11 protein-coding genes and 1 pseudogene are annotated in these 12,090 nt (G+C 51.3%); 8 read left to right on the top strand and 4 right to left on the bottom strand.

Annotated elements, in window-relative coordinates:
- Window positions 1-70: 70 nt before the first annotated feature.
- The 3 genes from PAEVO_RS27780 (at window position 71) to PAEVO_RS27770 (ending at window position 3,166) form a co-directional block, all read left to right on the top strand.
- Entirely contained in the window at window positions 71-790 is a 720-nt protein-coding gene (locus tag PAEVO_RS27780; protein WP_100540720.1) for a 3-ketoacyl-ACP reductase, read from the top strand.
- A gap of 237 nt (window positions 791-1,027) precedes the next feature.
- Complete coding sequence (locus PAEVO_RS27775) at window positions 1,028-1,951, top strand: AEC family transporter (protein ID WP_100540719.1); 924 nt, start codon at window positions 1,028-1,030, stop codon at window positions 1,949-1,951.
- Window positions 1,952-1,984: 33 nt separating this feature from the next.
- Window positions 1,985-3,166 carry a MalY/PatB family protein gene (locus tag PAEVO_RS27770; protein WP_100540718.1) on the top strand — a complete coding sequence of 394 codons (1,182 nt, stop codon included), beginning with the start codon at window positions 1,985-1,987 and terminating at the stop codon, window positions 3,164-3,166.
- Between the two features lie 189 nt (window positions 3,167-3,355).
- Here PAEVO_RS27770 and PAEVO_RS27765 read toward each other — a convergent pair whose 3' ends face one another.
- Complete coding sequence (locus PAEVO_RS27765; RefSeq protein ID WP_100540717.1) at window positions 3,356-3,883, bottom strand: hypothetical protein; 528 nt, start codon at window positions 3,881-3,883, stop codon at window positions 3,356-3,358.
- 173 nt (window positions 3,884-4,056) lie between these two features.
- Between PAEVO_RS27765 and PAEVO_RS27760 the strand changes: the two genes are divergently transcribed.
- From PAEVO_RS27760 to PAEVO_RS27745, 4 genes are all read left to right on the top strand, one after another.
- The gene (locus PAEVO_RS27760) at window positions 4,057-4,650 is read left to right on the top strand and encodes a M15 family metallopeptidase (protein ID WP_100540716.1); all 594 of its coding nucleotides are present in this window, start codon (window positions 4,057-4,059) and stop codon (window positions 4,648-4,650) included.
- A 545-nt stretch (window positions 4,651-5,195) separates the two neighbouring features.
- Window positions 5,196-5,582: a GntR family transcriptional regulator gene (locus PAEVO_RS27755; RefSeq protein WP_100540715.1), complete on the top strand. Its 387-nt coding sequence runs from the start codon at window positions 5,196-5,198 to the stop codon at window positions 5,580-5,582.
- Complete coding sequence (locus PAEVO_RS27750) at window positions 5,572-6,450, top strand: ATP-binding cassette domain-containing protein (protein ID WP_100540714.1); 879 nt, start codon at window positions 5,572-5,574, stop codon at window positions 6,448-6,450. The genes PAEVO_RS27755 and PAEVO_RS27750 overlap by 11 nt, the downstream gene beginning before the upstream one ends.
- Window positions 6,447-7,175 carry a Tat pathway signal protein gene (locus tag PAEVO_RS27745; protein WP_100540713.1) on the top strand — a complete coding sequence of 243 codons (729 nt, stop codon included), beginning with the start codon at window positions 6,447-6,449 and terminating at the stop codon, window positions 7,173-7,175. The genes PAEVO_RS27750 and PAEVO_RS27745 overlap by 4 nt, the downstream gene beginning before the upstream one ends.
- Window positions 7,176-7,261: 86 nt before the next feature.
- On the opposite strand, the gene mmsB is transcribed toward PAEVO_RS27745, so the two are convergent.
- From mmsB to chvE, 3 genes are read right to left on the bottom strand one after another with little or no spacing between them, the layout of a single operon-like run.
- Window positions 7,262-8,428, bottom strand: a complete 1,167-nt coding sequence (mmsB, locus tag PAEVO_RS27740; protein WP_100540712.1) for a multiple monosaccharide ABC transporter permease — start codon at window positions 8,426-8,428, stop codon at window positions 7,262-7,264.
- Window positions 8,429-8,430: 2 nt separating this feature from the next.
- A complete protein-coding gene (mmsA, locus tag PAEVO_RS27735) occupies window positions 8,431-9,963 on the bottom strand; it encodes a multiple monosaccharide ABC transporter ATP-binding protein (RefSeq protein WP_100540711.1) in 1,533 nt (510 codons plus the stop codon).
- A gap of 41 nt (window positions 9,964-10,004) precedes the next feature.
- The gene (gene chvE, locus PAEVO_RS27730; protein ID WP_100540710.1) at window positions 10,005-11,090 is read right to left on the bottom strand and encodes a multiple monosaccharide ABC transporter substrate-binding protein; all 1,086 of its coding nucleotides are present in this window, start codon (window positions 11,088-11,090) and stop codon (window positions 10,005-10,007) included.
- Between the two features lie 550 nt (window positions 11,091-11,640).
- Between chvE and PAEVO_RS34955 the strand changes: the two are divergent.
- Window positions 11,641-12,063 (top strand): annotated as a pseudogene (locus PAEVO_RS34955) (transposase); the annotation flags it as partial.
- Between the last annotated feature and the right edge of the window lie 27 nt (window positions 12,064-12,090).

Here is a 12,090-nt window from a genome sequence, read left to right as displayed (position 1 = left end):
GCAGCCGATGTTACAGGGTATACTGGTCAACGAAGCCATATTTTTTATTGATGTGAAGGAGTGAGTGTACATGAGCCTGAAAAATAAAACAGCCCTCATCACGGGTGCAGGTAAAGGGATTGGACGTGCTCTGGCGATTGCTCTTGCCAAGGAAGGCGTGCACGTTGGGCTTGTCGCCCGTACGGCAGCCGATCTCGAGCCGCTGAGCGCCCTGATTGTTGAACAATATGGTGTCCGAGCCGTGGCCGCAGTTGCCGACGTTTCCGTGCAAAGCGAGGCTGAGGCTGCTTTTGCAGCGGTAAACATGGAGCTGGGCTCGGTGGACATTCTGATTAACAATGCAGGCATTGCCCAGTTCGGCAATCTGCTGGAGATGGAGCCTGAGGCCTGGAAACGTATCGTCGACGTGAATCTGATGGGGACTTACTACATGACGCGCGCAGCACTGCCCGGCATGATCGAGCACAACAAGGGAGATATCATCAATATCTCTTCTACGGCCGGAGAACGCGGATTCGCCACGGGCTCTGCCTATAACGCATCTAAATTTGCCGTTATGGGACTGACCGAAGCCGTGCTGCAGGAGGTGCGCAAACACAACATTCGCGTGACCGCGCTGACCCCAAGCACCGTTAATACGGATCTTGCCGTCAATGCCGGCTTAAAAATCGGCGACGAGGATCGGATGATGCAGCCGGAAGACGTGGCTGAGCTTGTGCTTGCTGCGCTGAAGCTGCCGCAGCGGGTATTTGTCAAATCCGCCGGGATTTGGACGACCAACCCGCAATAATGACGCGTCGACAGACGTTCCTATTGCTGTAGCCATTCAAGGGTGTTCCCTGGTCATCGACCAAGGGAGCACCCTTTTTGCGTACAGCCCGGGTATAAAGCGTGCCAGCAACAATTGTTCTTTTTTCCATACGGAATCAAGTGTCAACCATCCTTTGTCATGATATAATGACATGGCGTCATACGACAGCCAGATATATACCTTAAGCTACACTCATGGAAAGAAGATGACAACAGCATGATCGCCGATATTTTACTTGAAGTGGTACTTCCCATCTTTGTCCTGATAGGCTTTGGCATTATTATGCAATATGCTTTTAAACTCGATTTGTACACACTCGCCAAAATCAACTTTTACTACATTACGCCCGCAGCCGTATTTATGAGTATGTACGAGTCCAAGATGTCACCGCAGCTCCTGGGCATGGTGGCCTTATTCTATGCGCTCTATATCGGCGTCCTCTATCTGATCAGCATGCTGGTTGCCAAGCAGCGCAAGTTCAATCGGGGGATGAGAGCTGCTTTTACCAACAGCCTTCTGCTCGATAATTCGGGAAACTACGGCCTTCCGATTAATGACCTCGCCTTCAAGGGAGATCCGATGGCCGGCTCGGTACAAGCGCTCATCATGTCTTTTCAGAGCCTCCTTACGTTCACGTACGGAGTTATTTCCATTCAGGGAGCCAAGACGGAAGGATTATACAAACAGGCCATCATCGGATTCCTAAAAATGCCCGTTCCCTATGCCCTAATCATCGGCATTGTGCTGCATGCCCTGGCACTGCCGCTTCCGGTCTTTATTTCGCAGCCGTTAATGTATGCGGACCAGTCCATGGTAGCGATTGCTCTGCTGACGCTCGGCGCACAGATCATTAAATATCCGCTCCGCCTTCGTCGACTCGATGTTTACCTCAGCGTACTGCTGCGTCTCCTGGTCGCGCCAGCCATCGGCATTCTGATTGTGCTGCTGCTCGGCTTAAAAGGTATCCCGGCTCAAGCGCTCATCATTGCTTCAGGCATGCCGGTTGGCGTAAATTCATCTATTTTGGCGGAAGAATATCAGAATGAGCCTGATTTTGCTGCACAAACTGTCCTTATATCGACCATACTAAACGTAATTACGATTACCGGCTTAATCACATTAGCCAAATTTGTAGCTTAACGCTAACTCATCTTTGCTAGGAGGAATTTACATATGAATTTTGATCTTGCGATAAACCGAACCTGTACCGACTGTCATAAGTGGGATAATGTTCCCACCGTCTTCGGCGTGCCGGATGCGCTTCCGATGTGGGTGGCTGACATGGATTTTGCCGCGCCACCCGCCGTTATCAAGGCGCTCCATCAACGGGTGGAACATGGCGTATTCGGATATACGTTCCCGTCCGACTCTTACCGTGAAGCGATTAGCGACTGGATGAAGAAACGCCACAGCTGGAGCATTCAGCAGGAGTGGATTCAATTCTGTCCGGGTGTCGTTCCGGCACTCAGCCTTATCGTGGATGCGTTCACCGAGCCGGGCGATCAAGTTGTCATCCAGACGCCGGTCTATCCGCCGTTCTATAGCGTCGTTCAGGACCATGGCCGTGAGCTGGTGCATAACCCGCTTCTTCTAAGCGAAGAGGGGGATTACTCGATGGATTTCGAAGACCTGGAGAAGAGTTTTTCTACGGGCAAAGTCAAAATGATCATTCTGTGCAGTCCGCACAACCCGGTGGGCCGGGTGTGGACCAGAGCAGAATTGGATCGTCTGGCCTCCCTCTGCCAGCAATACGATGTGCTTGTTGTATCCGATGAAATCCATGCGGATCTGTTGTTTGAACCCGGTGCGCATACGCCATTCGCCGCGCTGTCCGAGGATGCCGCCGAGCGCTCCGTCATCTGTACCGCACCTAGCAAGACGTTTAATATCGCCGGTCTGAACACGGCAAACATCATCATCCCGAATGAGCAGCTGCGCAGCAAGTTCCGCAAAATATTGAACCGATACGCCATCGGCTCCATTACACCGATGGGTGCCGCCGCTACCGAGGCCGCTTACCGCGAAGGCGGACCATGGCTGGATGAGCTTCTGGTTTACATCCGCGGGAATATGGAGCTGGTTTCGAATTACGCACAGAAGCATCTGCCCGAGCTGAAGGTGGTTATTCCGGAAGCTACTTACCTGCTGTGGATTGATTTCCGGGGAATGGGCATGTCCCACGAAGAGTTAAACCGCTTCCTGGTTCAAGAAGCCAAGCTTGGATTAAACAGCGGGGCGGCCTTCGGCAAGGAAGGCGAAGGTTTCATGCGCATGAACTTGGCCTGCACGCGCGCCACCGTTCAGGAGGCGTTGTCCCGCTTGCACAAAGCCATCGAGGTATGGCGGAAAGCGTAAGACATAAGCTCAATCATAAAAGGAGCCGCGCTATATGCGCAGCTCCTTTTGTATTGCTTCTTATATGACGACAGAGACCTGTCGGGATGACATCTGTATGTAATCCAGGTACGACTGTAAATCGGATCTGCAGCTTCGGTCATTGTTCGTTAAACTGTTATCCTGTTCCGTACCTCCGATCAGGCAGTCTTACATCATACTTCCGCTGTCGTCCGCACCTGAAGTCAGCCCCTCCGTCGTTACGGCTCCATTCAGACTGTCACCAGTCGCCTGTCCCCGCTCCATCTGATAACCTGCGTCCAGCATCGAGCCATCCAGCTGATGAAGCTGTTGGCTGACTTGGTCCATCTGCTGGAACAGCTGACGATGTTGATAAGCTTCGGCGTACTCACTCTGCTGCATGGTCTCGTCCATTTGCTCGAATGCCGTTTTGTTATCGCCCAGCACTTGGCGGTACTGATCCGCCGTAGCTGTTCGGATATCCTGCACTGCGTTCATCATCCCATGCAGGACCATCCGACAATTCACCAATTCCTGCCGGACGGCAGAAGAAGTTTCAGGCGTAACCGCAGCCTGGGCGCTTTGAAGCTCGGCTTGGATCTGGCTGAGCTGGCTTACGATCATCCCGACTTCGTTCATTCCCCCGTTTTGCGCTGCAGTAGTCAATTGGCCCGATAGCTGGTTGAGTCTCGTCGACATATTTTGAATATTGCTCATTGCAATTCCCCCTTTTCCGGATAACGTCCATTTTATGAATAGGATGTGATAAACCATGGATTGCTATTCATGTCGTTATCTGGTCAGAAGATCACGTCTGTTGGAATACGGGGCGGGATGCCGATATAATAGAGTAAGCCATCATATGAAAGTAGGTAGATTAAAGAGTCCGCATGATCAAACGCAAAAAAACGACACTTTTCCTAATTGCTGCCTTATTACTCGCCATATTTTACATGCAGCTGCAAACCGCCATACCGGGATTCATCAATGATCTCGATTTTGATTTTAATAGCAATGAAACCCCTGAAATCTCCCAGCTCCACCCGTATGTATTACAGCAAAAGAATGAGCTTGTCCGTCTCACCAAGAAAAAAGGGATCACGATCATTATAACGGACGGTTACCGCAGCCATGAAGAGCAGACCCGCATCTACAATCAGGGCCGCAGCACCGAGGGCGACATTGTGACGAATGCCAAGGCTGGAGAATCCCTCCACAACTATGGGCTTGCGATTGATTTTGCGCTAAGACTAAAGGATGGCAGCGTCATCTGGGATATGGAATATGACGGGAACGGAAACGGAAAGGCCGATTGGATGGAAGTTGTGGAGATTGCCAAAGGCTTAGGCTTCCAGTGGGGCGGCGATTGGGCCAACTTCCCGGATTATCCGCATCTGCAGATCGATTTCGGACTGTCGATTCGTGATTTGAAACGAGGAAAGCTCCCTCCCATGGACGCTTCCGAGTATTCGGAAGCAAAGTGAGATGCTATAGCAATTTGCAGAACTCGATAGGTATGGTATGTCCAGTTAAACGCAGCCTGAACCCATATATAGAACATTAACGGACACCATCGACGTTATTTACGACTTAATGCCATATTCTCAGAATTTAACGGACACCAAAGTCGCTATTCTAATAAAAATATAGTATATATCCGCTTATAGCCGTAAATAAGAGATCCCCTGTCCGTTACGGAGAGAAGAGAGTCTGTTTTTAACGAAATAACGTATACTGAGTCCGTAAGAATTACTGGAATGTTGGTATTACGCGTCATGTTTTATGGAGTATCGAGGTTCGCATACTCTAGTTATAAACTCAAAAATATGACTTATACGCATCCGCGTGTAGATGAGGTCAACCAGATCATGCCTGGTTGGCCTTTTTATCGTTGTTCTCTGCAAAAGCGTCTTGATGGATTCGTGACAAACAACCAAATGCTTGACATTCCATTCACCTTTTGGTTATATAGTCATATATATAAGCATATAACCTTAACAGGACAATGAAGGTAAGGTGGTGATTCTTATTGAGCGGTACCGTGCATCCAGATAATAAGCCCCTGTTCATCCAGATCAAGGAGAAGATCGAGGACCAGATCGTCAATGATCTACTGCTTGAAGGTGAACAGGTTCCTTCCACGACGCAGCTGTCCCAATTTTACAAAATCAATCACATCACGGTGTTAAAGGGCATCAACCTGCTGGTTGATGCCGGACTCATCTATAAAAAGCGAGGTGTCGGCATGTTTGTTGCTGAGGGGGCCAAGGAAATGCTGCTCCGGACCCGAAAGAGCGCATTTGCGGAACATTATGTGGTGCCTATGGTACAGGAAGCGGACAAACTCGGTTTGTCCACGGATGAGCTTTTTCAAATCATAACCCAGTTAAAAGGAAGTGATCCCCATGAATCTTGATGTACAGTTTGACCGCGTATCGGTGACATACGGAAGCGTGGAAGCTGTCCGCGATATTTCCTTACGTCTCCCGGCCGGCAAAATTTACGGTCTCCTCGGGCGCAACGGCGCAGGTAAAACCTCGCTTCTTTCTGTTCTTGCTTCATTTCGTGAAGCCTCCTCGGGGTCGGTTACGATTGGCGGCGAGCAGCCCTTCGAAAATGCCAACATCATGAGGGAAGTCTCCTTCATCTACGATGTCGACTATAAAGAGGAGACCGACAAGGTCAAGGCAGCAATTGAATCCGTAGCCAGGTACCGGCCTCATTTTGATACGGGTTATGCTCTTGAGCTCGCCCGCAAATTCAATTTGCCCCTGGATAAACAGCTGAAGGAGCTCTCCAAAGGCATGCAGTCCGCTTATAACGTATGTATCGGTCTCGCCAGCCGGTCGCCGGTTACCATTCTGGATGAAGTTTATCTCGGCATGGATGCGCCGTCACGCGAGATTTTTTACCGGGAGCTGCTGGAGGACCAGGAGCGCCATCCCCGTACGTTCATTCTTTCCACCCACCTGGTATCGGAGATGGATTATCTGTTTGAAGAAGTCATTATCATTCACAAGGGTCGGTTCGTGCTGCAAGACGATTATGAAAGCCTCACGTCCCGGGGAGTATCCATTACAGGCCCCGCGGCAAAGGTAGACGAATTCATCCGAGGCATGAAGGTGCTCAACGTGCAGCAGCTCGGTTCCACCAAGGCCGTCATGGTCTACGGAGAATTAAGTGAGGAAGCTCAGCTGGCCGCACATCGGGCGGGACTTGAGATCGGGCCGATCTCGCTCCAGGACTTGTTTATCCATCTGACGGGGGAGGAATATTCAGCATGAAGAAGACGTCATCTGCCGTAACCAGAGTATCGACGGACATGTTTATTCATCAAGGCAGCTGGGCCTTGGGATTTCTATTTGTTGTGCTGCTGATCAATATTGGAGTCGGCATCGGTACCAGCATGGGTGTCAATGTTCGCGCAGGAATCGCAGAGGAGGATTTCTTCTCTATCACTTACCGCTCAACCAAAGGATTTATGCTCGTCATCGGCATCATTTCGGCCTACGGCTTTCTGAGCTATTATGTGAGACACGGGATTACGCGCAGGGATTTCTTTAAGGGAGCCGCATTGGCGGCCGTCTATCTATCATTGGCCTTTCCAGTCGTGGTGGGTCTGGTCAATTGGATCATCGGGATGGTTACCTCCCATGATGCCAGCAGCACCTTGCTGCTGCAGAAGTTCGATAACAACTGGCTGCTGATACTTGTCTCCTATGGCGTCCAAATCTTTATCTACTATTTGATGGGATGGATGATTGGATCCGGATTTTACCGGTTTGGCTGGATCCGCGGCTTGGGATGGATCGCCGTAGCCCTCGTGTTGATCGGCTTCATGGATGCATTATGGCAATTCGAGCTGGCTTCCATATGGGAACAGTGGCTGCCGGTCACGACAGCCCTTTCCGTCACGCTGCCGATCTCTCTTGCAGGCTCCGCGGCCGTCATTCTGATTGCACTTTTTCTGATTCGGCTGATCACCCGAAAAGTCACGATCAAAATGTAATATATACGCAAAATAAATGGCTGATCCATGGGTAACAGCATCTACCCCGGAGTCAGCCATTTTATTATCTAACGCCATCGTTTAAATTAAGCGGCGCTGCTCTTCTTCTTATTATAAATATCGAAGGCTACTGCAGCGAGGAGAACCAAACCCTTGATGCCTTGCTGCCAGTCGATGCCGAGACCTACGAGCGACATCCCGTTATTGAGGACGCCCATGACGAGACCGCCGATGATCGCGCCGAAGACCGTACCGATCCCGCCGGTAGCCGAAGCGCCGCCGATGAAGCTCGCCGCGATGGCATCCAGCTCGAAGTTCGTACCGGCTCTCGGCGTCGCCGCGTTCAAGCGGGCGGCAAAAATCAAACCGGAGATCGCGGCCATGACACCCATATTGACGAATACCCAGAACGTGACCTTCTTGGTTTTCACGCCGGACAGCGCCGCCGCTTTCTCGTTGCCGCCAAGCGCATAAATATGACGGCCCATCACCGTTTTGTTCATCACGAAGGAATAGATGATAATGAGCACCAGCAGCAGAATCAGAATGTTCGGCAGACCGGCGTAACTGGCCAGCATGAACGTAAAGGCATTGATCACCGCTGCGATGAGCACCAGCTTCAGGAGGAATAAGCCGCTTGGCAGAACGTCGAAATTGTATTTTTTATGCGACTTTCGCTCCCGCAGCTCATTGATCAGGAAAATAACCGTAAAGACGATGCCGGCCAGAATCGCGATCAGATTGGTGCCGGTGTTGCCGAAATCCGGAATGAAGCCGGAGCTCAGCTTCTGGAAGCCGCCTGGAAACGGCGCAATGGATTGGCCCTCCAGCACGATCATCGTCAGGCCGCGGAACAAGAGCATTCCCGCAAGGGTAACGATAAAGGCGGGTATCCTTACATAAGCAACCCAGAACCCCTGCCAAGCACCGATCAGACCGCCGACAATCAAGGATACGATAACGGCAATGACCGGATGCAGCTGCATATCGACCATCATGATCGCTGCCACAGCGCCGACGAAGGCGGCCACCGAACCGACCGACAAATCAATATGACCCGTAATGATGACAAGCACCATGCCGATGGCTAGTACGAGGATGTAGCTGTTCTGGAGAATCAGATTCGTGATGTTGATCGGCTCCAGCAGCAGCCCTCCCGTAATGATCTGGAAAAATATCATAATGACAACAAGGGCGATGATCATCCCGTATTGGCGGATGTTGTTTTTAAACATTTTTTTGAGTGTCTCCATGCTTAAGCCCCTCCATTCTTGGTCATGTATCTCATCAAGGTTTCCTGCGAAGCCTGCTCTCTGCTAACTTCTCCGGTCATCCGTCCCGCGCTCATGACATAAATCCGGTCGCAGATCCCTATAATCTCCGGCAGCTCCGAGGAAATGACAAGCACAGCCTTCCCCTCATCCGCCAGCTGGTTAATGATCGCGTATATCTCATATTTGGCCCCCACGTCAATCCCCCGCGTCGGTTCATCCAGAATCAGAATGTCCGGCTCGGCGTAAATCCATTTACTCAGGACAACCTTCTGCTGATTCCCCCCGCTGAGGTTCCCCGTCTTCTGGAGAATGTTCGGCGTTTTGATCTTAAGCTTCTTCCGCATATCCTCCGCCACGAGAATTTCTTCCCGATCATTGATGACCATGTTCTTCGCCAGCTTGGACAGTCCGGTAAGCGAGATGTTGCGCTTGATATCGTCCATGAGGATCAGCCCGTATTCCTTGCGGTCCTCGGTCACGTAAGCAAAGCCGTTATCAATGGCCTCGGTGATGGATTGATTCCGGATTTCCTTCCCGTCTTTCCGGAGCGTTCCGGTAATATTCCGGCCGTAAGCCCTGCCGAACATACTCATCGCCAGCTCGGTCCGACCGGAACCCATCAGTCCGGCAATGCCCACAACTTCCCCCCGGCGGATATTCATGCTCACGCTGTCAATGACTTTTCGGCCTGCTTGCAGCTCGTGATACACCGTCCAATCCTTAACCTCCAGGATAACCTCCCCGATCTTCGGGGTCCGCTCCGGGTAGCGGTTCGTCAAATCCCGGCCGACCATGCCGCGGATGATCCGGTCCTCGTTCACCTCGCCGCCTCTCATATCCAGCGTTTCAATGGTCTGGCCGTCGCGCAGAATCGTAATGGAATCCGATACCTTCGACACCTCGTTCAATTTATGGGAGATCAGGATGCAGGAAATTCCCTGCTTCTTGAACTCCAGCATCAGCTCCAGCAAATTCTCGCTGTCGTCCTCATTGAGCGCCGCCGTCGGTTCGTCCAGAATAAGCAGCTTCACCTTCTTGGATAAGGCCTTCGCAATTTCGACCAACTGCTGCTTGCCGACGCCGATGCTGCCGACCTGCGTGTTCGGGTTCTCGCTGAGCCCCACCTTATCCAGCAGCTCTTTGGCTCCCAGCATTGTCTCATTCCAGTTCATGATGCCCTTCTCGGCACGCTCGTTCCCCAAATAAATGTTCTCGGCAATCGACAGATAAGGGATCAACGCAAGCTCCTGATGGATGATAACGATGCCCAGATCTTCGCTTTGCTTGATATTTTTAAATTCGCAGACGCTGCCTTTAAACAAAATATCTCCCTCATACGAGCCGTGTGGATACACGCCGCTCAGTACTTTCATCAGCGTGGATTTGCCCGCTCCGTTCTCCCCGCACAGGGAGTGGATTTCGCCTTCGCGAACCTTCAGATTCACATGGTCCAGCGCCTTCACCCCGGGAAACGCTTTCGTAATGTTTCGCATTTCAAGAATGTACTCTGACATCTGGCTTCACCTTCCTATCGTTTCGTGTTCGCTGCTTAAGACTATTTCAATCCGATTTCTTCCTTGGAATAATAGCCCGTCTCCACAACCTCTTTCTCCACGTTGGAAGCATCAACGGATACCGGAGGGAGCAAATAGGCAGGCACGACCTTGATGCCGTTGTCGTACGATTCGGTATCGTTCACCTCGGCCTTTTCTCCCTTCAGCACGCTCTCCGCCATCTTCACTGCCTGCTCGGCGAGCTGGCGCGTGTCCTTAAACACCGTCTGGGTTTGCTCACCGGCCACGATCGATTTGATGGATGCAAGCTCCGCATCCTGCCCCGTGATGATCGGCAGCGGCTTGCCTGCCGTCCCGTAACCTACGCCTTTGAGCGAGGAAATGATGCCGATGCTGATCCCGTCGTAGGGAGACAGCACCGCATCCAGATTTTCGCTGGAGTAGTTGGCGCTGATCAGGTTATCCATCCGCGACTGGGCCAAGGCGCCGTCCCAGCGCAGGGTTGCAATCTGGGCCATCGTAGTCTGCTTGCTCCGAACCACAAGCTTGCCCGAATCCATATAAGGCTTCAGCACGGACATCGCGCCGTCATAGAAGAAGTAAGCATTGTTATCGTCCGGCGATCCGCCGAACAGCTCGATATTGAACGGCCCCTTCCCTTCCTTCAGGCCAAGCTTCTCTTCAATATAAGAGGCTTGTTGAACGCCGACCTGGAAGTTGTCGAAGGTGGCATAATAACTCAAATGCTCGGTGTTGCGAATCAACCGGTCGTAAGCGATAACCTTGATTCCCTGATCATGAGCCTTCTTGATCACGTCGGTCAGCGTATTGCCGTCGATCGAAGCGATGACGATTACGTCGACCCCTTTCGTAATCATGTTCTCGATTTGGGAAATCTGGTTTTCAATCACGTCCTCGGCGAATTGAAGGTCGGTTTTGTACCCTTTTTCCTGAAACAGCCGCTCCATATTCTTCCCGTCAGCCACCCAGCGTTCGGATGATTTCGTTGGCATCGCAAGGCCGACGTATCCCTTCTCAGCATCGCCGGTTTGGCTTTCGGCGAGGTTGCAGGCCGTCAGGGCCAAGAGCAGCACCGCGATCAGCAATCCTGGCAATCCTCTCTTCATCGGTAGTTCCCCTTTCCGAAAAATGGAATCGAGAGCGCTTACAACCGAAGGGTTCGAAAAGCCTCTCTGTACTAAAAAGGATACCTCCGCTAGGGTGGAGGGGTCTTTCCACGAAAACAACCTTTTTTATAATTTTCATACTTTTGTTGTTCTGGGATTCACGCGGTATGTACAGGGCTGCATAACTTTCCGGCTCCGTTCACACCATGCCCCAAGCGGTTGCCGACATCCAAAAGGGGGAGTCCCAAAAGATCTTAGATCTTGCGGGAGGCCCCCTTGGTTGCTGTTAGAAGACGCTCCATGTACGAATCGTTCCTACCATCGCTTGTTGCCCCCACATTTCTTGGAATGGTTCTGAGCAAGGACGAAATATGGAGGCAAAGGCGAGCGCTGACGCTTGTCCGGAATCGATTCGTCCTCTCCGCTACGCCGTGCAGATTGCTTACTTTTTTAGACGCAAAGAAACCGTTCCTTGGTAAATGGAGGTGTCACCCAAACCACCATTTACGTAAAGAACGGTTTCTTTTGTACAATCAATATACCATGGACCAATTCACCAGACGACCGAATCTTTGTAAGTGCCTATCCCGGCGGCGGTCGAGACTACTACCATCCCAAGATGCTGACCAAAGTTTATCGTCTACGCTTACACACAACGAATTTACTCTTCTTGTCAGATCGCCAATGCCGTCCGCGTGCGCGAGAATGTCATGTTCATATGGATTGCCGGGAGACAGCGTCCAGATTTCCGCACCATCAATCGCTTTCGTTCCGAGCGTATGAAAGACGTACTGAGAAGAATCTTCACGAGCGTGCTTCAGTTTCTCGCCCAGGAGAATTACGTCAATTGGAACATTATTTTGTGGACGGCACCAAGATCAAAGCGAATGCCAACCGCTATACGTTCGTCTGGGGCAAAGCGGTCGTCAAGCACAAAGCGAAGCTCCAGGAGAAGGTCCAGACATTGTTTTCACCATCGCCCCCACTTCAAGATCCTCGC

The organism is Paenibacillus sp. GM2FR (assembly GCF_002803325.1).
GTDB lineage: Bacteria > Bacillota > Bacilli > Paenibacillales > Paenibacillaceae > Paenibacillus_AQ > Paenibacillus_AQ lautus.
The sequence above is the reverse complement of the archived record's forward strand: the minus strand, read 5'-3'. Positions and strand labels throughout refer to the sequence as shown.

Bases quoted from the DNA above. Each gene is read 5' to 3' on its own strand.
- PAEVO_RS27780 (WP_100540720.1), top strand. From the start codon at position 71: ATGAGCCTGAAAAATAAAACAGCCCTCATCACGGGTGCAGGTAAAGGG.
- PAEVO_RS27775 (WP_100540719.1), top strand. From the start codon at position 1,028: ATGATCGCCGATATTTTACTTGAAGTGGTACTTCCCATCTTTGTCCTG.
- PAEVO_RS27770 (WP_100540718.1), top strand. From the start codon at position 1,985: ATGAATTTTGATCTTGCGATAAACCGAACCTGTACCGACTGTCATAAG.
- PAEVO_RS27765 (WP_100540717.1), bottom strand. From the start codon at position 3,883: ATGAGCAATATTCAAAATATGTCGACGAGACTCAACCAGCTATCGGGC.
- PAEVO_RS27760 (WP_100540716.1), top strand. From the start codon at position 4,057: ATGATCAAACGCAAAAAAACGACACTTTTCCTAATTGCTGCCTTATTA.
- PAEVO_RS27750 (WP_100540714.1), top strand. From the start codon at position 5,572: ATGAATCTTGATGTACAGTTTGACCGCGTATCGGTGACATACGGAAGC.
- PAEVO_RS27745 (WP_100540713.1), top strand. From the start codon at position 6,447: ATGAAGAAGACGTCATCTGCCGTAACCAGAGTATCGACGGACATGTTT.
- mmsB (WP_100540712.1), bottom strand. From the start codon at position 8,428: ATGGAGACACTCAAAAAAATGTTTAAAAACAACATCCGCCAATACGGG.
- mmsA (WP_100540711.1), bottom strand. From the start codon at position 9,963: ATGTCAGAGTACATTCTTGAAATGCGAAACATTACGAAAGCGTTTCCC.
- chvE (WP_100540710.1), bottom strand. From the start codon at position 11,090: ATGAAGAGAGGATTGCCAGGATTGCTGATCGCGGTGCTGCTCTTGGCC.